The sequence below is a fragment of the Pseudomonas sp. S3_A09 genome, assembly GCF_054668065.1.
The window spans coordinates 6,004,279-6,026,097 of the sequence record NZ_CP162752.1 but is presented as its reverse complement, the minus strand read 5'-3'; the positions used below and the strand labels follow the sequence as shown (position 1 = coordinate 6,026,097).

Sequence of the window (21,819 nt, the reverse complement as noted above, 5' to 3'; positions counted from 1 at the left end):
GTCAACCGGCCACATCATGTATCCGGCAGTATTCGTCCCAGCTCAGCCCCGCCATCTGTGCTACTTCCTTGTGGACGTCAAGGCGTTGGGTTTCAAAGGCTTCGGGGGACTCGGCGGTCAGTTTCAGCGTCAACTCCCAAGCAAACAGGCCCTGACGTTCGGCTTCGGCTTCGAAGGCTTCATGCAGCCGTTCGGCGCGGTAGTGTGCCAGGGTTTCGCCCTTGGCTTGTGCGGCCAGCGGGTTCAAGGTCTCGAGTTCTGCGGCAACATCGGGGTGTTCGTTGAGGAATCTGTCCAGTGCCAACTGGTGGTTATCGCCGGGTGGTGACAAGGGCTTACTCCATTCAATGGCCGGGCTTTGGTCCGTGGCCTGCCGCGAGGCGGCGGGTGCGTTTGTATCGCCGGCGGTTGGTCCAGGCACGCATAGGATTGAGTAAAAACAATAACAGGAAGGTCATCAGCACCGAAGCAGATTTAGTGAGTGGCCCACGTCACAAAACTCAATTACTTTTGAAATCTGAGGAATTGACTGTCATCCATTATGGAAAAACATCTGGATAAATGGCAAAAGGCTTTCGCTCAGCGTGCCTTGACGTGTAGCGTTAACCCCGTATTTCCGGCCCTGCCTTTCAGGGACAGTGGGCGATGGGCAGAGGGATCGGTCATGGCGCAAACGCTGTTCAAGCTTTTCTTCACCCAACGTCTGGCCGCCTTGGCCAGCACGGAGTCTCTTCGAGCGATCCGCGAAGGTTTGTTGTGGATCCTGCCTTGCCTGCTGGTGTCTGCCGGTTTCCTGATCCTGTCCGAATGCGCGCGGATGCTGGGTTTCGATGCGCAAGTGGTGGCGTTCTTCGCTGGCTTGCACAATCAAATCAGCTCTGTGATCCCGCTGCTGGTCGCTGCGTCCATCGGTTACATGTTGGCAATCCAGCATCGATTGCCGCAACTGCCGGTGGCGTTCCTGTGTCTGGCCCATGTAGTGGTGGCAACGTTTATCCTGCGTGAATACCCACGCGCTTCGGCCACTTTCGTCCTGTTTATCGCGATTGCTTCGCCGCTGTTGAATGTGCCGGCGATTGCGTGGCTGCACCGTTACCGCTGGACTCGGTTGGTCAATGAAGACCTGGTGGGGCACAACCTGCGGGGCACTATCAATATGGTGGTACCGGGCGCCATCACCGCGCTGGCGTTGGTGGTGGTGTTGTCTTTGCTGCTGCAGATTCCTTACGTGGCGCAACTCCAGGGGCCCCAAGTACTCCATGCCCTGGAGTCGCCTTACGGCAGCGGCCTGTTTGTGACCCTGATGAATTCGCTGCTGTGGTTCTTCGGCATCCACGGTGTGTACGCCATGCAGCCGCTGTTCGATGTGCTGGACCAGGCGGTGGCGCTGAACGGTGCGGCGTCGGCGGCGGGCGAGCCGATCAACTACCTGTTGAACAGCGGCCTGTTGGGCAGCTTCGCGTTTATCGGCGGTTCGGGTGGAGCTTTATGCCTGTTGCTGGCGATCCTGCTGTTCTCCAAGAGCCAGTCCATGCGTTTGTTGGCGATGGCGAGTCTGCCGCTGTCACTGTTCAACGTCAGTGAGGTGCTGTTGTTCGGTTTGCCGATCATCCTAAACCCGCGCTTGTTCATTCCCTTTCTGGTGGTACCCGCGTTGAATGCCATGGTGGCGTTGACGGTGGTGCAGATGGGCTGGGTCTCGCCGGCGGTGGTCAGCGTTCCACTCACAGCGCCGGTGCTGCTCAATGCCTACCTGAGCACTCATGGTGACTTCGCGGCGGTGGCGCTGCAACTGACGCTGCTGGGCCTGGGCACGTTGGTGTATGCGCCGTATGTGCTTGCGATTCATCGCCAGGCCACCGAAGGCGGCACGGTCTACCTCAAGTCTCTGGACATGACCTTCCGTGGTCTTGAAGAAAAGGGCCGGCTGCGTGAGCTGGATCCGGTGCTCGCCTCCCACAAGGCCCTGGCGCGCCAGGCCAATGAACTGAGCCGCATCCAGCAAATCAGCGACTACGATTTCTACCTCGAATTCCAACCACAAGTCTCGACGCGCACCGGCCTGTGCACCGGCTGTGAAGCGCTGATGCGTGCCCGTGACGCCCAGGGCAAGGTGCATTCGCCTTGGGAGTTCCTGCAATGGCTGGCCCAGGCGCAGTTGATGCCGGACGTGGATGTGTGGGTTGCCTCCCAGGCGGTTCGCCAGTACCAGAAGTGGCAGAAACTCGGCTTTGTCCTGCCGATGACTATCAATATTTCCAGCGCGACGCTGACCGACGCCGCCTATGGTGAACGCCTCGTAGAAATCCTGGCCCAGGCCCACGGGCACGTTTCGGTGGAAATCACCGAAGACGCGCTGGTCGGCGATATTCAGGTCACGCGCCAAACCATCCAGAAGCTGCAGGCCATCGGCGCCAAGGTCTATATCGATGACTTCGGCACCGGCTTTTCGGCCTTGAGCTACCTGCATCAGTTTCCAGTGGATTTCATCAAGATCGACCGCAGTTTCGTGGTGGCCCAGCGCGACCCCAAAGGCGCCCAAGTCATGACTGGTATGCTGCGCTTCTGTGAGGCGCTGAACCTGGGTGTGGTGGTGGAAGGCGTGGAAACCGCCGAGCAGTTGGCCTTTCTGAACACCGGCGCCGAATTGATTATCCAGGGCTGGTATTTCAGCAAGGCACTGCCGGCAGATCAGTTGGAAGACTTTGTGCGTGAGCGCGCCGCCTTGGCGCAAGCCTAATACCCGCGCTGAGTCTGTTCGATCTCCTCGACCAACCCGTCGATTCCCGCCAGGCGCGCACGGTTGTCGTGGTCCCAGGGGTGAAAGCCGGGTTTGAAGTAATGCAGCCACGGCACCAGCATCCGTGGGAAAACTCCCTTGGGCCCATACAGAAATTTCAGCATGCGCCAGAAGCCTTTCAGGTGCCCGCCGGACTTGCGGTCAGCGATCAGCAGGCGCAGGTGGAAATCGAAGACCACCAGCCAGAAAAACACCGTGGTGGTGAGCATGGTCCCGGTACGCAATAAATAGCGCTTCGGCCCGGGCTTGATCACGGTGTTCCAGACATCGAAGGCCACCGCTTTGTGTTCGGTTTCCTCCAGGGCATGCCAGTACCACATCTGTTGGTAGCCCTTGAGTGAATCGCCGAAGCGAGACGGGTCGCTCAGCAGGATTTCGGCCAGCATCGCAGTGTAGTGTTCAAGGGCAATGGTCACGGCCAGGTTGAACGAAGCTGGCAGGTGTTTTTTCTGCAGGTCGAGGATGAACTTCAACCGACGGTCCAGCGTGTGCGCTGGTAGGCCGGCCGCTTGCAGCAGATCGTTGTAGGCCACGTGTTCACGGCTGTGCATGGCCTCCTGGCCGATAAAACCCTGGATCTCTTTCTTCAGCGCTGGATCGTCGATGCGTTGGCGGTAGTGGCGCACGCTGTCCATGAAAAACAGCTCGCCCTGGGGGAATAGCAGCGACAGTGCGTTGAAGAAGTGCGTGATGAACGGCCCCTGTTCATGCCAGTTTTTGATGCGCTCGGCGGGCAGGGCGAAATGAATGTCACGGCGGATCGGCAGCATAGTGCGTGCTCCTGTTCAGAGACGAGGCTCGTCGTTGGTTTCAAGCACCGGTGTGCGGGGTTTCGGCGCCATGCGCTGGCTGGCGAACACCACCAGGGCTTGATAGGCCGCCGGCAGACAGCGGGCGAGCAGGTCGAGGAAATAGGCGTCGCGGCCGATCAGCACGCGACGTTTGTTTTTACGCACCCCGTGCAGGATCACCTTGGCGGCCTGGTCGGGGTCGGTGATGAACAGCTTTTCGAAGTCGGCGCGGGCCTGCTGCTCGCTGTGGATCAGGAACCCGGTCATGTTGGCGTCGATACGGCTGCTGCGGCAGATATCGGTGCGTATCCCACCGGGGTGCACGCAGGTGGCCGATACGCCGCAACGTTGCATGTCCAGCTCTTGGCGCAGGGATTCGGTAAAGCCACGCACGGCAAACTTGGTGGCGTTGTAGCCGCTCATGCCCGGTTGGGCAAACAGGCCGAACACGCTGGAGGTGTTGACGACATGGCCTTCTCCTGAGGCTTTCAGGTACGGCAGAAACGCCTTGGTGCCATGGACCACTCCCCAGAAGTTGATGCCGACAATCCATTCCAGGTCGGCGTAGTCCACACCCTCCACCGTACTCGACAAGGCCACCCCTGCATTGTTGAAGACCAGGTTGACCCGGCCGTGTTCGGCCACGCAGCGCGCAGCCCAGTCCTCCATGGCCCGGCGATCGGACACATCCAGCACCTGGGTGGTGATCAGCACGGGGGCCAGGGTGGAGGCCTTGATCAATGCCAACGTCTGTTCCAGCCCCTGGCTGTTTTTGTCCGCCAGTGCCAGGTGGCAGCCTTCCCGTGCCAGGGCCATTGCCAGGGCGCGGCCCATGCCGGATGCCGCGCCGGTAATGGCCGCTACGCGGCCGTTGAATGACTTCATGACAGGCTCCCTTCGGCAGTGGAATGGGCTGTAGGCACAGGACGGTGGGGCGCATGGATCGGCACCCGACTGGTCACATAGTCCTTGAGCGCAAACTGGCGGGTGACGCGTTTGAAGCGCCAGGTCGAGCCCGGCCACAAGGTGGTGTTCTTGCCCGTGCGCGGGTCCAGGTACCAGCTTTGGCATCCGCCGGTGTTCCAGATGGTGCGCTTGAGTTTGGCTTGCAGCTGTTGGTTGTAGGCGCTCTCCACGCTGGGTTTGACGTCCACGCTGGCGATGCGATGTCGCTGCATTTGCTCAAGTGCATCGAGAATGTAGGTCACCTGGGCTTCAATCATCAGGATCATCGAGTTGTGCCCCAGGCCGGTGTTGGGCCCGACGATCAGGAACAGGTTGGGATAGCCGGGCACCGTGGTGCCCTTGTAGGCATGGGCGCCGTCTCGCCAGGCATCCATCAGGTCCACGCCGTCGCGCCCGATGATGCAGTCGCGGGGCAGGGGGTCAGTGGCCTGGAAGCCGGTGCCGAAGATCAGGCAGTCGGCTGGGTGCTTGATACCGTCGGCAGTGATCACCCCGTCTGCTTCGATGCGCAGCACGTTGTCGGTGACCACTTCGACATTGCTTCTCGACAGCGCGGGGTAGTAGTCATTGGAAATCAGCACGCGCTTGCAGCCGATGGTGTAGTCCGGGGTCAGGGTCTTGCGCAGGGAAGGGCGTGCCACTTGTTTATGCAGATGGCGCAGGGCAATTTTCTGCACCATTTTCATCAGCCGTGGGTGCAGGGCAAAGCCGACCACGCGGCCTTCCAGAGCCCAATAAAAGGCACTACGCACCAGGCGTTGGGTGAAGGGCAGGTGCTTGAACAGCCAGCGTTCGAGAGGTGAGATTGCCCGGTCCGGCTTGGGCATGATCCACGGTGGCGTGCGCTGGAACAGGTCCAGATGAGCCACTTGGGACGCAATCTGCGGCACGAACTGAATGGCGCTGGCGCCGGTGCCGATCACCGCCACGCGCTTGCCCTTCAAGGAGTACGCGTGGTCCCACTGCTGTGAGTGGAAGCGTTTGCCCTTGAAGCTGTCGAGTCCCGGGATATCCGGCAGCGCCGGACGCGACAGGCCGCCCATGCCCGACACCAGCACCCGCGCGCTGACCTGGCGGCCATCACTGAAGCGCAATTGCCAGCGCTGGTGTTGCTCATCGAATACCGCCCGCTCAAGGCCCATGCCGAAACGCAAGTAGGGCGCCAGCTCGTAGCGCGTGGCGCATTGCTCCAAGTACGCACGGATTTCTGCCTGGGGCGCGAACTGCCGCGTCCAGTCCGGGTTGGGCGCGAAGGAAAACGAATACACGTGGGACTGCACATCGCAGGCGCAGCCTGGGTAGTGGTTGTCACGCCAGGTGCCGCCGAGGGTGTCGGCCTGCTCGGCGATAAAGAAGTCGGTGAACCCGGCCTTCTTGAGCTTGATCGCCATGCACAAGCCGGCAAAGCCGGAGCCGATGATGGCGATATCGATTGAGTCGCTCTGGGCATTCATAAGCATTCCTTCATGGGCATCGGGTGTGCTCCTTTTCTTGTTGTGTCTTTTAGATAGAACACCATTGCAAAGAAAAATTGAATTACTTATTTTAAAAAAGATTTTAAATAATCTACCTGAAAATATCACCTACGCTAGTCCCAGGTTCCTCATGTGCGACTTGTCCGACGGACAGGCGCGATATTCAGGTCCAGGGTGTGGGCGATAGCTGAGGCTTTGATCAATTCCGGTCAGGTCGACAGCAGCAGGGAAGCAGAGGACCGAGCTATGGCTGTTGAATGGGTTATCGCTGCGGCTGTATTGATAGGCGCGAGCGCCATTTCATGGGGGTTTAGTGCGTGGATGACTCGGCGCATTGAAGCCGCCGTTCCGGGCAGCGGGCGTTTTGTGGAGGTGGACGGCGAACGCTTTCATTATTACGAAGAGGGCAAGGGCCCACCGCTGCTGATGATTCATGGGCTGATGGGCAGCAGTCGCAACCTGACGTATGCCCTGTCCGGGCAGTTACGTGAGCACTTCCGCGTTATCACGCTCGATCGTCCTGGATCGGGTTACTCCACGCGTCATAAAGGCACCGCTGCGGACCTGCCGGCCCAGGCGCGGCAAGTGGCGGCCTTTATCAATACGCTGGGCCTGGATAAACCCATAGTGTTGGGGCATTCCCTGGGCGGGGCGATTTCCCTGGCGCTGGCCCTTGACCATTCCCACGCGGTGTCGGGGTTGGTGTTGGTGGCGCCACTGACCCATCCACAACCCACTTTGCCGCTGGTGTTCTGGTCACTGGCGGTGCGACCGGCTTGGCTGCGGCGCTGGGTGTCTCACACCCTCACGGTGCCTATGGGCCTGTTGACGCGCCGTGCCGTGGTCAAAGGCGTGTTCGCACCGGACAGCGCCCCCGACGATTTTGCCACCCGTGGAGGCGGGCTGCTGGGCATGCGCCCCGATAACTTCTATGCCGCGTCCAGCGAGATCGCCCTGGTCAACGACGACCTGCCGGAGATGGTCAAGCGCTACCCGCAATTGACGCTGCCCATCAGCCTGATCTACGGCGCGCAGGACAAGGTCCTCGACTTTCGCAAACACGGCCAGGCCCTGGCCGATAAGGTCCCAGGGCTGAAGCTGCAGTTGGTGGAGGGGCGCGGGCACATGTTGCCGATCACTGCCACCGCGCGGGTGGTGGAGGCGGTGCAACAGCTGGCGAAGCGTGCGCGGCCAGCGCAAACCGCGGCAATCCTGCATCCTCCGTTCGCCCTGACAAGCCAATAATCGTGGCACTCACCGCGGGTTGTACCGTCCGAAATGCTTGCCCTAGAGACCTGACCAAGCGGCTGCAAAAGAGACTGTCCGGTCACACAAAAAAGGCCTCGAAAAACTAGTTGACGACCTAACGATTCCGCGCTATTTATTTAAAAAAATATTTCAATGTTTCTTTTGAAATGATTTTTGAAATGCCTAAGAGCGAATAAAAATGAAAAAAACGTCTTTTATCGCATGGTTGATTGCTCGGAGCATCCAACGCTCCCTGAACCTGTTTTCCGCCTCCCTACAACGGAGGCTGCCATGAATCAGACACTGGCAGCTCCAAGCATCTGGACCGACGGCAAGCGTCACCTGTGGTGGTTGGGCATCATGCCCTTGGCCACGCCTTTGTTGTCCGGCGCTTTGGCCATCACCACCGGTGTCCAGCAGCTCTGGTGGGTAGGTGTATTGGTGATCTTCGGCCTGATCCCGCTGATCGATGGCTTGCTCGGTGAAGACGTGAGCAACCCGCCCGAATCCGCCGTCAGCCATCTCGAATCGCAACGTTACTACCGCTGGATCGTTTACACCGGCGTGCTCTTTGTTATCTCGTCGGTGGTGATCACCGGTTGGCTCGCCGCTGGCGGTATCGACTGGATCATCCAGGGTGGGCTGTTGCAGGCTGCCGCTAGCCTGGAACCGTCGAGCGGTTTGTCCCATGCGGCCAGCTACATCACCACACGTACTCAACTGCATGGCGAAGTGAGTGCGTTCACTTACCTGGGCATGGCCATGTCGACCGGCGCCGCAACTGGCATCGCGATCAACACCGCCCATGAACTGGGGCACAAACCCAATGCGCTGGAAGTGTTCCTGGCCAAGGTCACCCTGGCCCCGACGTTCTACGGTCACTTCTACACCGAACACAACCGTGGCCATCACGTACGCGTTGCAACCCCAGAAGACCCAGCCAGTTCGCGGCTGGGGGAGAGCTTCTGGGCCTTCCTGCCACGCTCGGTCTGGTTCAGTGCCCGCTCGGCCTGGAATCTGGAGCGCGAACGCCTGCGCAAGCTCGGCCTGCCGGCGTGGCACTGGCAGAACGGCGTGCTCAGCGCCTGGATGTACAGCGTGGTGTTGTGGGGCGCAATGATCGCCTGGCTGGGGGCAGCAGTGATTCCTTTCCTGATCATCCAAGGCATCTACGGTTTCTCGCTGCTGGAAGTGGTGAATTATGTAGAGCACTACGGCCTTAAACGTCAGAAATTGCCCAATGGTCGCTACGAGCGTTGTTCGCCACGGCATTCATGGAACAGTAATCGCATTGTTACCAATATCTTTCTGTTCCAGTTGCAACGGCACTCGGATCACCATGCCAACCCCACACGTAGTTATCAGTCGTTGCGTCACTTTGATGAGTCGCCGCAACTGCCGTATGGCTATGCGAGCATGATTGTCTGGGCTTATGTGCCTTACTTGTGGCGACGGCGCATGGATCACCGGGTACTGAATCATTACGCGGGGGATATTACCCTGACCAATCTTCAGCCGTCACAGCGCTTGAAGTATCTGGAGAAGTACAGCAACAGCGCCAAACCGTTCTAAGTTCAACTTTACAGTGTTTGCGTACTCGGGGTCTGGATGCCGCGCAGGTCTTTATCGCCCGCCCGTTTCCAGATCAGTTGCCAGAAAGTTGTTTGACCCGAACAAAAATAATTAAAGGGAAGGACGTACATCATGCAATCACCTGCCACCTTCACCACCCATATCGTATTGGCTGCGCTGGGCCTGATCGCCTATCACCAGGCCCAGGCCGCCCGTATCGAACCCGCCGGCAGTGCGTTTACCGCCCAAGGGCCCATCAGTTTTTCAAAAGGCGCGCTGATCAGTGCTGATTGCACCATCAAAGTGGCCGGCAAGGTGGCGGCTGATGGTTCATCGGTAAACGTCGACAAAGTCGAATTCGACGGCGGCCTCAAGTGCAGCCGGGTTGAAGCCATCAACTTGCCTTGGGTACTCGTCGCAAAAGACACCAAGAGTGGTTCCATGTCGAAGATCGCCGTGGATGTCCATGCCTTTGGTTTGGGCGGCAAGTGCGGGCCATCCACTGCCGACGGTACATGGGACAACGCCACCGGCAAGTTGGAAGCCACGAATGTGCCCATCGGCGAAGACTGCAAAATCAAGACGGTATCTATCAAGATGCCGCCGACCTTTAAAGTTGTTGAATAACCGCCGGATGTTGTTGCGGTAATTGAATTGAGATTTGGCTGGAAAGGGAAGTTCTGCAGTTTCACCGTGACCTCTCGATCATGGCCATTACCCCTGGCGAAATGAATTCGCCATAACATGTGAGGAAAAACAATGAAAAGCTTGAAAACTCTCGTGTCGTTGACTGCTTTGACTGTTTGCATGGGTGCTGCTTCGATGGCGAATGCCTACAGCATCAGTCCTGTCAGCACAAACTTCTCCGCGCCAGGCACCATTTCGGTGAAGTCACCGTCGTCCTTCCAGGCCACCGTTAACTGTGGCGCCACCTTTACCGGGAACGTCGATGCGACCGGTGTTGCCAAGATCACCAACGTCGCCGTCACCGGTGGCGGCCTGTGTGCGCTGCCTAAAATTACCGGCTTGCCTTGGACGTTGACTGCCACCGGTCCTGCTGCCGGGTCAGTGACCAACGTCGGCTACACCATTGCCTCTTCGATTCTGTATCCCGCCTCCAATTGCGGGCCTTCCACCATCACCGTGGGCTACAGCGGTGGTGTGCTGACCGCTACCAACCAGACCCTGAGCGGCAGCTGCACCGTGGTAAGCCTGAGTGTTACCCCAAGCCCTGCACTGACCATCGTGCCTTGAAGAAGGCCTGAGAACAAAGGGTTGATCACCCGGTGAAAAACTGGCGCCTCGACAGGGCGCCAGTTCATGAATTGCAAGCCGCAAGACGAACCGGCAGGGCTGGCTCAGAGATAATAATAAGGAGTGCCGCATGAATAATAAGAAACAACATGTGCAGGTTTTGCTGGGGCTGGCGTTGATGGGCGGGGCTATGGCGACGGCACCCGCACAGGCCGGCGGTTTTTCAACACCGACCTACGGGGCGCCAGGGTGGGGCCGGGCATTTGCCGGCGGTTCACTGTTTAAGAACGACCCGAGCTCAGCGTACAACAACCCGGCGGCCATGGCGTTTGTGGAGCACAACGTTGCGCAATTTACGGTCGACTACGCGCGCATCAAGATCAAGTACAAGGGCGATGCCTCTGATTATGCGGGCAACCCCATTTCCAATACGCCATTGGATGCCAATGGTTTTCCGGATGGGACGGCGACTACGGTCAATAACAATGATGGTGGGCAGGGCGGGTTTACGGCCTGGTTGCCAACCGGGTTCATGGTCATGCCCCTCGGGGATCGCTTCGCGTTCGGCTTGAGCCAAGTTGTGCCCCAGGGCATGCGCTCTACCTGGGATGAGAACTCGAAACTGCGCGACTTTGCAGTGGACACCAAAATCGAAACTGTGGGGCTGACCGGCTCCCTGTCCTTCAAAGTGAATGATCAGTTCTCCATCGGAGGCGGGGTGATCGTTCAGCACAGCAAGGGGTTCGTCAGCCAGAACGTCGACTTGCTGTCTGCCGCTGCAGTGTCCGATTCGGTGCTGGGTGGCATCAATTTCCCATCGGATGTTGGTCATGCGTTGATGCGTGTCAAAGTTGACAATATTTCGGCGGGCTGGTTTACCGGCGTGGTCTGGAAGCCCACAGAACGAGATACGCTTGGCTTGAATTACCACGCCAAGATCAAGAACAAGATGACCGGCAAATACAATATTTACGCCGATCAGTTTTCCTACAACTTGATGACCCAACCGAGTCCGTTTGGCGGTAGCGGTACGTTGGTGAACACCGCTTATCCAGGGTTGGAGTTGGCACCGGACGGCGCCCACGCCAGCGTGCAGTTGGACATTCCTGCCACGGCGGGTCTGGACTGGGTACACCAGTTCAACGATCGTTTCACCTTGGGAGCGAGCGTGACCTGGACGGAGTGGTCCTCGTTCAAGGACCTGACGCTTAACTCCGGCGGCACCACTATTGTGTCCATTCCCTACAACTACAAGAACACCTGGATGTACTCCCTCGGTGGCGACTATCGGGTTACCGATGAGCTGACCTTGCGTGCAGGTGTCGCCCTTGATCAGACACCTACCCGCAATTCGACTCGCGACCCGCGAATCCCGGATGGCGACCGTACATTCCTGTCGTTGGGGGCCGGCTACGACGTGAAAGCAATCAAGGGGCTGAGTGTTGACTTGGCCTATTCCCACCAGTTTGTGCAAGAGGTCAAGCTCAAGACCCAAAACGTCGATCGCCTCGGTGGCGCAAGCCTGAATGGCAAAGCCGAATCTTCAGGTGATGTTGTTTCTGTTTCGGCTACCTACGCGTTCTAGTTCAATGCCCCAACATTAGGGATAAACGCGCCAAGCGCATCTTGGTGCGTTTATCCTCGATGTTTCTTTTTAACGGGATGCTCGCGTAACCCGTTCATGTCTCCTAATTATCTCCACGTGAGAAATTAATAGTTGTTGGCAACTCTCCCGTTTTTTCAAGCGTCGATCGGCTGCGCGTTTAGTTGCGTGGTTTGGTACTACTCATCACTCAGATTATTCCTATTTCAGCTCATGTTCAGATGCAAGAGATTTGTTCTACCCGAACCGCAATGGTTTCAGGGAAGAACAATGTAGGTCGAACAGAGCGTTGATGATTTGGCTGTATCAAGAGAACTGTGGTTTACGCAGGGCTTTTTGAACATGGCCATTACTCCAGGCGATTAAAACTCGCCTTTATCGATGAGGAATAATAATGATGAACTTGAAAACTCTGGTGTCGTTGTCTGCCCTGGCTGTGTGCATGGGTGTTGCTTCTATGGCCAATGCGTACAGCATCACTCCTGTCAACACCAGCTTCTCCGCGCCCGGCACGATCTCGGTGAAATCGCCATCTTCCTACCAGGCGGCGGTCAATTGCGGGGCGACCTTCACCGGTAACGTCGACGCCGCTGGCGTTGCCAAAATCACGGATGTGGCCATTACCGGTGGTGGGCTTTGCAGTCTGCCCAAAATCACGGGCTTGCCTTGGACCATGACGGCTACCGGCCCAACAGCAGGTTCAGTGACCAACGTCGGATACACCATTGCGGGCTCGATTCTGTACCCAGGCTCCAATTGTGGCGCGTCGACTATCACTGGCAACTACAGCGGTGGCGTATTGACGGCGACCAATCAACCCCTGGCAGGCAATTGCACCGTGGTGAGCTTGAGCGTCAAGCCAACCCCGGCGTTCACCGTTGTTCCTTGAGGATGGCGTGAGCGCAAGGGGCTGATCGCCCGTTAAACGACAGGCGCCGCCACAGAGGCGTCTGTTGCGACTGCGTACCCCAGGGCATGCGCTCCACCTGGGACCCAGACTCGAAAGTCCGTGGGTTTGACGGGAGCCTTGTCGTTCAAGGTCAACGACCGGTTCTCCGTTGGCGGAGGGATGATTGTCCAGCACAGCAAGGGGTTCGTCAGCCAGAACGTCGACGTGTTGTCAGCGGCGGCGGTGTCGGACTCTGAACTGGGCGGCATTCCTTTTCCGTCGGACGTCGGCAGCGCGCTGATGCGAGTAAAGGTCGACAATGTGTCAGTTGGCTGGTTTTCCGGTGTGGTCTGGAAACCCACGGAAAACGACTCCCTGGGCTTGAACTACCACGCCAGGATCAAGAACAAGATGACTGGCAAGTACAACATCCATGCCGATCAATTTTCCTACAATCTCATGACTCAACCGAGTCCCTTCGGCGGCAGCGGTACGCTAGTGGGCGTGGCCTATCCGGGGCTTGAGCTGTTTCCGGACGGTGCCCACGCCAGCACCCAATTGGACATTCCTGCCACCGCAGACCTGGATTGGGTACACCGATTCAATGACCGACTCACCCTGGGCGCGAGTGTGGTCTGGACGCAGTGGTCATCGTTCAAGGACCTGACACTCAGGTCTGGGGACATCACAATCGTCTCTATTCCCTACACCTACAGGAACACCTGGATGTACGCCCTCGGTGGCGACTTCCGTGCGACCGATGAACTGACCTTACGCGCAGGTGTGGCCATTGACCAGACGCCAACGCGCAATTCGACCCGTGATCCGCGCATCCCGGACGGTGATCGGACCTTCCTGTCGCTCGGTGCAGGGTATGACGTGAAGGCAATCGAGGGCCTGACCCTCGATGTAGCTTACTCCCACCAGTTCGTTCAGCCGGTAAAGTTGAAGACCCAGAACGTCGACCGGCTGGGGGCGGCAAGTCTGGATGGCAAAGTGAATGCCTCCGGCGATGTCGTGAGCCTGTCGGCCACCTATACGTTCTGACCTTTCAGGGCGGTGATCCCTTTAGATGACGGGTTGACCCGGCGGCCCATTCAGCCGCCGTTTTTTTCGTGCAGGCGTTAAATAAATATTTCAAAACAAAATTTGAATATAGTTTTCGAATTTTGTAGTGTGGCGTTACGCCGCATGTCATCCGACCTGGCGCACGTAGGCCGTACCCTGAATCGAGTAGAGGTATCTCCATGGTTATCTGGTTACTGGTGGGTTTCGCAGCAGCGATCGCCCTGGCATATCGACAAGCTGTCGCCACCTTATGGTTGGTCACGGGCCTGATCTGGCTGGCAGCGGGTTACCTGTTCAACGTGGTGGCCGGTTTCGGCACCGCTGTCGCGGCGATACTGGTAGTGGCGCCCGCGTTGCTGATGACGATCAAACCCTTGCGCCGCACCTTGCTGACCCGTAGGGCCCTGGGCCTGTTTCGTACGATCATGCCGGCGATGTCTGACACTGAACGCGCCGCCATCGAATCCGGCACCGTGTGGTGGGACGCCGAGCTGTTCAGCGGCAAGCCCAATTGGCAGCGCCTGCTGCAAGCGGCACCGGCTAGCCTGAGCGCTGAAGAGCAAGCCTTCCTCGACAACGAAGTGGAAACCCTGTGCGACATCGCCAACGACTGGGAAACCACCCAGATCTGGCAGGACATGTCGCCCGAAGGCTGGCAGTACACCAAGGATGCCGGGTTCCTTGGCATGATCATTCCCAAGCAATACGGCGGTAAAGGCTTCTCCCACTACGCGCACTCCCAGGTGGTGATGAAGCTGTCGACCCGTTGCTCGGCGGCGGCGATTTCGGTGATGGTGCCCAATTCCCTCGGCCCGGCCGAACTGCTGCTGCATTACGGCACCGATGCCCAGCGCAATTACTACCTGCCGCGTCTGGCGAGGGGTGAAGACATTCCGTGCTTTGCCCTGACCAGCCCGTATGCCGGCTCCGATGCAGGGGCAATTCCCGACCTGGGCATCGTCTGCAAAGGCACCCACGAGGGCGAGGAAGTACTGGGCTTCCGTGTGACCTGGGACAAGCGCTACATCACCCTGGGCCCGATTGCGACGGTGCTGGGCCTGGCGTTTCGCGCAGAAGACCCGGATGGGTTGCTCGGCGCTCCCGGTTCACTCGGCATCACGTGCGCACTGATCCCAACGTCCCATCCCGGCGTCAACAGTGGCCGCCGTCATTGGCCGCTGAACGCGGTATTCCAAAACGGTCCTACCACCGGCAAGGACGTGTTCATTCCGCTTGAGTGGGTGATCGGAGGTCGTGAACAAGTCGGCAACGGCTGGCGCATGCTGATGGAATGCCTGGCGGCCGGCCGGGCGATTTCGCTGCCATCGGCCAACGTCGGCCTGGGCAAGGTGGCGGTGCGCGGCACCACCGCCTATGCCGCGATGCGCAAACAATTCGGCCTGCCCATCGGCAAGTTCGAAGGCGTGCAGGCGCCCTTGGCGCGCATGGCCGGGCACTTGTATGCCTGCGATGCGGTGCGCAAGGTCTCGGTGGCGTCCCTGGACGCGGGTGAGAAACCGTCGGTGATCTCGGCCATTGCCAAGTACCACGTCACCGAGCGTGCGCGGCTCATCGTCAATGACGGCATGGATATCGTCGCCGGCAAGGGCATCTGCATGGGCCCCAACAACTTCCTGGCCCGTGCCTACCAGCAAAGCCCCATTGCCATTACGGTGGAAGGCGCGAACATCATGACGCGCTGCCTGATCATCTTTGGCCAGGGCCTGATCCGCTGCCATCCCTATGTGTTCCGCGAGATGGAAGCTGCGCGTAATCCGGACCGGCGCAAGGCGCTGGAAGCCTTCGACAGTGCCATGTTTGGCCATGTGAGTTTTGTGTTGGCCAATACCGTACGTGCAGCGGTGCATTCCCTGACAGGCGGGCGGTTGATCGCTGCCCCGGCCAAGACCGAGCCGGCACTGGCATCCTACTACCGCCAGGCCAATCGCCTGTCAGTGGTACTCGCGCTGATCTCGGACATTTCCATGGGCGTGCTGGGCGGTGCCCTCAAGCGTAAGGAAAGTATCACTGGGCGCCTGGGGGATATGCTGTCGCAGTTGTACATCCTGTCCTGCGTACTCAAGCGCTTTGAGGACGACGGCCGTCCCCAGGCGGATCTGCCGTTGGTGCATTGGTCGGCCCAGGATGCGTTGCTGCGGGCCCATGAAGCGCTGGCGGAAGTGCTCGACAACTACCCGTCGAAACCTGCGGCGGCGGTGGTGCGTGGCCTGACATTCCCGTTCGGGATCCCACTGCGCAAACCGTCGGACCGTCTGCTGGCCCAGGTGGCCGACGTGGTGCAGACACCAGGCGAAACCCGTGACCGCTTACTGGCCAACTCCTACATCCCACGTCCGGAAATCGACAAGCTGGCCTACGGCGAACTGGGTTTCCGTCTGTTGCCGCAGGTGGAGCTGATCGACGCGCGACTCAAACCTGCCGTCAAGCAAGGCCTGATCGAACCGATGCCTATCTCCGCAACGGCCTTCACCGGCTGGCGCGTCAGGGCGCGGGCGCTGGACCTGATCAGCGACGACGAAGACACCTTGCTCGGGCGCTACGTGGAATACGCCGATCACGGCATCCAGGTGGACGACTTCCCGCAGGACTTCGGGTTGCTGGAGGCATTGCAGCAGCGCAAGCAAGCGCTGGAGCCCGTGCCAAAGCGCCGAACCGCCCAAGGTGAAAACGCCTCGGTCAGTTGAGTGGCACTGAATGTACACGGTCAGTGTGGGAGCTGGCTTGCCTGCGATGCAGACGACTCGGTGCATCAGAAACACCGAGGTGATGCCATCGCAGGCAAGCCAGCTCCCACATTGATCGGGTTTACACGTCAAGACAGTGGGTTTACCTATGAGTGACAGCTACCTTACTTTCGTTAATTCCCCTTGGGGCCGTCGCTTGGCCCAGGCCGTTGGTTTACCGCAACCCTTGCCACTGCAACGTCACCGCAGCGGCCAGCAGGGCATGGCCAATCCGGTGATCGTCGCCGGAGCAGGGCGCCTGGCCGCCGAGGTGCGGCGGATTTTCGCGGCTACCGATACCGTTGTCGGCACCCCGGCCACGCTCAAGGCGCCTTCCACGGTGAAAGTGCAGGGCGCCGTGTTTGATGCCAGCGCCGTGGCCGATCTGCAACAGTTGGATGAGTTGTATGTGTTCTTTCACGCCAACGCCAAGCGCCTTGGCCACCACGGGCGCGTGGTGGTGCTCGGCACCGCGCCGGAACAGTGTCAGGATTTGCCCCAGGCCATCGCCCAACGCGCCCTCGAAGGCTTGGTGCGCTCGCTGGCCAAGGAGCTGCGCCGGGCGATCACCGTGCAGTTGATCTACGTGGCGCCCGGTGCTGAAGACGCGCTGGACAGCAGCTTGCGTTTCTTCTTGTCGCGCCGGTCGGCCTATGTATCCGGGCAGGTGGTACGTCTTGAAAAGCCCGTGGACGGTCACGTCACGGTCAACTGGGACAAACCCTTCGCCGGTCGTCGCGCCCTTGTCACCGGTGCTTCTCGTGGCATCGGTTTGGCGATTGCCCAGGTGTTGGCGCGGGACGGCGCCCATGTCGTGTGCGTGGACGTGCCCCAGGCCCAGGCGTCGCTGCAACAGGCGGCGGACAGTGTCGGCGGTTCTGCGCTGCCCCTGGACATCACCGCGACGGACGCCGCCGCATTGCTGCAAGCCCATGTCAGCCAATACGGCGCTTTTGATGTGGTGGTGCATAACGCCGGGATCACCCGAGACAAGACCATCGCCAAAATGACCGAGGCCGCCTGGCGCAGCGTGCTGGCGGTGAACCTTGAAGCGCCGTTGCAACTGAGCAATGCCTTGTTGGACAGCCAAGGCCTCACGCCTGGGGGCCGTATCGTTTGTGTCTCGTCGATTTCCGGCATCGCCGGCAACCTCGGGCAAAGTAATTACGCCACTTCCAAGGCAGGCGTAATCGGCCTGGTGCAGGGCCTGGCACCGCGTGCGGCGGCGCAGCAGGTGACGGTGAATGCGGTGGCGCCAGGGTTCATCGAAACCCAGATGACCGCAAAGATCCCGCTGATGATCCGTGAAGCCGGGCGGCGCATGAATTCGCTGTCCCAGGGCGGGCAGCCCATCGACGTGGCCGAGACCATCGCCTGGCTGGCGCATCCTGCTTCCGGCGGGGTCAACGGCCAAGTCGTACGGGTGTGCGGCCAAAGCCTGCTAGGAGCCTGAGCCATGGACTACGTGACGCAAATCATCGATCCGCCGCCCTCACGCACCCGCTTGCTGCTGGACGGCGTGCGTGCCTTGCGCAAATCCAAGCTTGACGGTGCGCCCGTGCTGCCCAAGGAGCGCCTGGTGCGCTCGGCGGTGGCGTTGTCTGCCGGCGACATCGCTGCTTATGGCCGCGCCTGTGGCTTTCGCCGCGAGCAGGGCGTGCCGTTGAGCTATCCCCATGTGCTGGCGTTTCCGTTGCACTTGATGCTGCTGACCCGTCCCAGCTTCCCGTTCCCGGCCAGTGGCATGGTGCACCTGGCCAATCGCATCCGTCAGCACCAGCGTTTGCACGAAGGCCAGGCGTTGCGCATTGAGGTGTATTGCGAGCGTTGGGTTGCCCATCCCAAGGGGCAGGCGCTGAGTATTGCCACCCGTGCCTACGGTGCCGACACACTGGTATGGGAAAGCGACAGCCTGTACCTGCGCCGTGATGCGAAAGACCCTGTCGGCGAGCCCTGGGAGGACGCTTTGCCGTTGCAGGAGGAAGGCTTGTTACGTACCCAGCGCTGGGTGTTGCCCGCCGACCTGGGCCGGCGTTTTGCCAAGGTGTCGGGGGATTTCAACCCGATCCACACCTCGGTGATCGGCGCCAAACTGTTCGGCTTTCGTCGCGCTATCGCCCATGGCATGTGGACGCTGGGCCGCGCGCTCGCTGCCCAGCAACCGCCCGGCGGCCTGGACCAGGCCGAGGCGCATTGTGACTTCAAGTTACCGATCTTCCTGCCCGGCCAGGTCGCGCTGTGGCGCCGCCCGGTGACCGGTCCGCGCCGCGAATTCGAAGTGCGCAATTTCGCCGGTGACAAACCCCATATGCGTGGCCTTTTCATCTGGAAAGAGAACCTGGAATGAGTGAATACAGCTTCAACCCGGCCCCGGTCCGACGCGTGGCGATCATCGGCGGTAACCGCATCCCTTTTGCTCGCTCCAACACGGTATACGCCCACGACAGCAACCAGGACCTGCTGGTCGCCGCCCTGCAAGGCTTGGTCGACCGCTACAACCTGCACGGCCAACGCCTCGGTGAGTTTGCCGCCGGGGCGGTGATCAAACATTCGCGCGATTTCAATCTGGCGCGAGAGTCGCTGCTGTCTACCACGTTGTCGCCGGATACGCCGGCCTACGATGTGCAGCAAGCCTGCGGCACCGGGCTGGAAGCGGCATTGCTGGTGGCGAACAAGATTGCGCTCGGTCAGATCGAGGTGGGTATCGCTGGTGGTGCCGACACCACCTCCGACGCGCCTATCGGCATCAATGAATCCCTGCGCCACACCTTGCTCGCGGCCAATCGAGCCAAGGGCATGGGCGACAAGCTGAAGACATTGCTAAAGGTGCGGCCAGCGATGTTTTTCAAACCGCTGCTGCCACGCAATGGCGAGCCCCGCACCGGTTTGTCCATGGGCGAACACTGCGAGGAAATGGCCAAGCGCTGGCAGATCAAGCGCCTGGCCCAGGACGAGTTGACCCTCACCAGCCATCAGCGCCTGGAGGCGGCCTACAAACGCGGCTTCTTCGACGACCTGATCAGCCCCCATCGCGGCCTGGCCCGCGACAATAACCTGCGCGCCGATGCCAGCCTGGAGAAGCTCGCCGGCCTGTCCCCGGCCTACGACCGGCAAAACGGTACGCTCACGGCCGGCAACTCCACCCCCTGACCGATGGCGCCTCGGTGGTGCTGCTGGCCAGCGAAGAATGGGCGGCCGCCAACGGCTGGCCGGTGCTGGCTTACCTGCGCACCGGCGAAACCGCGGCGGTGAACTTTGTCGATGGCACCGAAGGCCTGCTGATGGCCCCGGCTTACGCGGTACCGCGCATGCTGGAACGTGAAGGCCTGAGCTTCAAGGACTTTGACTTCTTCGAGATCCACGAAGCCTTTGCTGCCCAGGTGTTGTGCACGCTGAAGGCCTGGGAGGACCCCGATTATTGCCGCGAGCGGCTAGGCTTGGACGCGCCCCTGGGCACCATCGACCGCGCGAAGATGAACGTCAACGGTGGTTCGCTGGGTTGCGGCCATCCCTTTGCGGCCACGGGGGGCCGGCAGTTGGCGGCGCTGGCCAAGATCATCCATGAGAACGGCGGCGGGCGCGGCCTGATATCCATCTGCGCGGCGGGCGGGCTGGGCATTACCGCCATCGTCGAAAAGTAGCTCTATCAAAAACAACAACAAGGAGACTGCCATGAACGCTGTAAGCCTGGAACACACCGAACGGATCTGGTTGAACGCTTACCTGCCCGGCGTCCCGGCGGATATTGACGCCGGTATCGAGGACTACCCATCGTTGCGCGAGGTGTTCCTGGAACACCTGGAGAAGTTTCGCGAGCGGGTGGCGTACGTCAGCATCGGCACCGAAATGACCTACGCCGACTGGCAGGTGCAAGGCGTTGCGTTTGCCGCTTGGCTGCAGGGGCAGGGCGTCAGGAAAGGCGAGCGTGTGGCGCTGATGATGCCTAACTGCTTGCAGTACCCGATCTGCCTGCTGGGCACGATCCTGGCTGGGGCGGTGGTGGTCAACGTCAACCCGCTGTACACCTCCCATGAACTCAAGCACCTGCTCAAGGACAGCGGCGCGGAAACCGTGGTGATTTTCGAAAACTTCGCCCACACCCTGGAAAAAGTCATCACCGGCAGCAGCGTCAAGCGCGTGGTGATCGCGGCCATCGGCGATTTGCTCGGTACGTTCAAGGGCGCGGCGATGAATTTCATCCTTCGCCGTGTGCAAAAGCAGGTGCCGGCGTTCAATCTGCCTGGCTCGGTGCGCTTTAATCAGGTGTTGAAACAGGGGCGGGCGCTCAACCATTTCCCGGTGGAGATGCACCTCGACGAGCTGGCCTTTCTGCAATACACCGGCGGCACCACCGGCGATGCCAAGGGCGTGATGCTCAGCCACCGCAATATCATCGCCAACCTGTTGCAAGCCAAGGCCTGGGTGGGGGATCAACTGGACCAGGACAAGCAGGAAACCAACGTCACCTTGCTGCCGCTGTACCACATTTTTTCGCTGACGGTGAATTGCCTGATGTTCATGTGCCTGGGTGGGCGCAACATCCTGATCGCCAACCCGCGGGACGTGAAACGTGTACAGATGATCCTGCGCAAGGAGCGCTTCAATGGGATTGCCGGGGTCAACACCTTGTTTAACGGTTTGCTGGAGAACGAGGCGTTCTGCGCACGGGACTTTTCCGACCTGCGCATGGTGATCGCCGGCGGCATGGCCACGCACACGGCGGTGGCCAAGCGCTGGAAGGAAGTCACTGGGCTGCCGATCATCGAAGGCTATGGCCTCACCGAGTGTTCGCCGGTGGTGAGCATCAGCCCGATTGACATTGCGCGCATGCGCGAGATGGAATTCACCGGCAGCATCGGCGTGCCGTTGCCCTCGACCTGGGTGCGGTTTGTCCGCGAAGACGGTGAGTTGGCTGAGATTGGCGAGCAGGGCGAACTGCAAGTGCGCGGGCCCCAGGTGATGCAAGGTTATTGGCAGCGCCCCGAGGCCACTGCCGAAGTGCTGGATGCCGAAGGGTGGTTGTCGACCGGTGATATCGGGGTGATGGACGCCCGTGGTTACATCCGTCTGGTGGACCGCAAGAAGGATATGATTCTGGTCTCCGGTTTCAACGTTTACCCCAATGAAATCGAGGACGTGGTGGCGCTGCACCCCGCAGTGGCCGAAGTGGCGGCGATTGGCGTAGAAGATGGCGTGACCGGTGAGAAGGTCAAGATCATCGTGGTGCGCAAGGACCCGAACCTGACCCAGGAACAGATCCTTGCCCATTGCCGCGAGTATCTGACAGGTTACAAAATGCCCAAGTATGTGGAGTTCCGCACTACCGAGTTGCCCAAGACCACCGTGGGCAAAGTGCTTCGTCGGGCGCTGCGCTGAGTTTGAAGATTTAGGTGATTCAAGTGTGGGCGC

At 59.9% G+C, this 21,819-nt stretch carries 15 protein-coding genes and 2 pseudogenes; 13 read left to right on the top strand and 4 right to left on the bottom strand.

Annotated elements, in window-relative coordinates:
* Window position 1: 1 nt before the first annotated feature.
* Window positions 2–331 carry a DUF6388 family protein gene (locus tag AB4N92_RS27935; protein ID WP_010209978.1) on the bottom strand — a complete coding sequence of 110 codons (330 nt, stop codon included), beginning with the start codon at window positions 329–331 and terminating at the stop codon, window positions 2–4.
* A gap of 333 nt (window positions 332–664) precedes the next feature.
* Between AB4N92_RS27935 and AB4N92_RS27930 the strand changes: the two genes are divergently transcribed.
* Window positions 665–2,740 (top strand): EAL domain-containing protein, encoded by a 2,076-nt coding sequence (locus tag AB4N92_RS27930; protein WP_010209980.1) that lies wholly within the window; start codon window positions 665–667, stop codon window positions 2,738–2,740.
* On the opposite strand, the gene AB4N92_RS27925 is transcribed toward AB4N92_RS27930, so the two are convergent.
* From AB4N92_RS27925 to AB4N92_RS27915, 3 genes are read right to left on the bottom strand one after another with little or no spacing between them, the layout of a single operon-like run.
* Window positions 2,737–3,570 carry a metal-dependent hydrolase gene (locus AB4N92_RS27925; RefSeq protein ID WP_010209982.1) on the bottom strand — a complete coding sequence of 278 codons (834 nt, stop codon included), beginning with the start codon at window positions 3,568–3,570 and terminating at the stop codon, window positions 2,737–2,739. The genes AB4N92_RS27930 and AB4N92_RS27925 overlap by 4 nt on opposite strands.
* Window positions 3,571–3,585: 15 nt before the next feature.
* Complete coding sequence (locus AB4N92_RS27920) at window positions 3,586–4,476, bottom strand: SDR family NAD(P)-dependent oxidoreductase (protein WP_010209983.1); 891 nt, start codon at window positions 4,474–4,476, stop codon at window positions 3,586–3,588.
* Window positions 4,473–6,011, bottom strand: coding sequence for a flavin-containing monooxygenase (locus AB4N92_RS27915; protein WP_010209985.1), 1,539 nt, complete (start codon window positions 6,009–6,011; stop codon window positions 4,473–4,475). The genes AB4N92_RS27920 and AB4N92_RS27915 overlap by 4 nt, the downstream gene beginning before the upstream one ends.
* Before the next feature lie 267 nt (window positions 6,012–6,278).
* Between AB4N92_RS27915 and AB4N92_RS27910 the strand changes: the two genes are divergently transcribed.
* The 12 genes and pseudogenes from AB4N92_RS27910 (at window position 6,279) to AB4N92_RS27855 (ending at window position 21,786) form a co-directional block, all read left to right on the top strand.
* Window positions 6,279–7,277, top strand: coding sequence for an alpha/beta fold hydrolase (locus AB4N92_RS27910; protein ID WP_029529126.1), 999 nt, complete (start codon window positions 6,279–6,281; stop codon window positions 7,275–7,277).
* Window positions 7,278–7,571: 294 nt separating this feature from the next.
* Window positions 7,572–8,852, top strand: a complete 1,281-nt coding sequence (locus tag AB4N92_RS27905; protein ID WP_010209991.1) for an alkane 1-monooxygenase — start codon at window positions 7,572–7,574, stop codon at window positions 8,850–8,852.
* A 132-nt stretch (window positions 8,853–8,984) separates the two neighbouring features.
* Window positions 8,985–9,479: an alkane oxidation protein activator PraA gene (gene praA / locus AB4N92_RS27900; RefSeq protein ID WP_010209993.1), complete on the top strand. Its 495-nt coding sequence runs from the start codon at window positions 8,985–8,987 to the stop codon at window positions 9,477–9,479.
* Window positions 9,480–9,611: 132 nt separating this feature from the next.
* Window positions 9,612–10,106, top strand: a complete 495-nt coding sequence (gene praB / locus AB4N92_RS27895; RefSeq protein ID WP_021491573.1) for an alkane oxidation protein activator PraB — start codon at window positions 9,612–9,614, stop codon at window positions 10,104–10,106.
* Between the two features lie 130 nt (window positions 10,107–10,236).
* On the top strand, window positions 10,237–11,691 hold the full coding sequence (locus tag AB4N92_RS27890) for an outer membrane protein transport protein (protein WP_021491572.1): 1,455 nt from the start codon (window positions 10,237–10,239) through the stop codon (window positions 11,689–11,691).
* Between the two features lie 412 nt (window positions 11,692–12,103).
* On the top strand, window positions 12,104–12,598 hold the full coding sequence (gene praB / locus AB4N92_RS27885) for an alkane oxidation protein activator PraB (RefSeq protein ID WP_236267077.1): 495 nt from the start codon (window positions 12,104–12,106) through the stop codon (window positions 12,596–12,598).
* 74 nt (window positions 12,599–12,672) lie between these two features.
* Window positions 12,673–13,645: pseudogene (locus tag AB4N92_RS27880) on the top strand (outer membrane protein transport protein); the annotation flags it as partial.
* 200 nt (window positions 13,646–13,845) lie between these two features.
* Complete coding sequence (locus AB4N92_RS27875; RefSeq protein ID WP_236267078.1) at window positions 13,846–16,371, top strand: acyl-CoA dehydrogenase; 2,526 nt, start codon at window positions 13,846–13,848, stop codon at window positions 16,369–16,371.
* 148 nt (window positions 16,372–16,519) lie between these two features.
* Window positions 16,520–17,863: a 3-oxoacyl-ACP reductase gene (locus AB4N92_RS27870; protein ID WP_106119136.1), complete on the top strand. Its 1,344-nt coding sequence runs from the start codon at window positions 16,520–16,522 to the stop codon at window positions 17,861–17,863.
* Window positions 17,864–17,866: 3 nt separating this feature from the next.
* Window positions 17,867–18,757 carry a MaoC/PaaZ C-terminal domain-containing protein gene (locus tag AB4N92_RS27865; RefSeq protein ID WP_236267079.1) on the top strand — a complete coding sequence of 297 codons (891 nt, stop codon included), beginning with the start codon at window positions 17,867–17,869 and terminating at the stop codon, window positions 18,755–18,757.
* Window positions 18,754–20,051, top strand: a pseudogene (locus AB4N92_RS27860) (acetyl-CoA C-acetyltransferase). Before AB4N92_RS27865 ends, AB4N92_RS27860 begins: the two are co-directional and overlap by 4 nt.
* Before the next feature lie 31 nt (window positions 20,052–20,082).
* Entirely contained in the window at window positions 20,083–21,786 is a 1,704-nt protein-coding gene (locus tag AB4N92_RS27855) for an AMP-binding protein (RefSeq protein WP_137206039.1), read from the top strand.
* The last annotated feature ends 33 nt before the right edge of the window (window positions 21,787–21,819 follow it).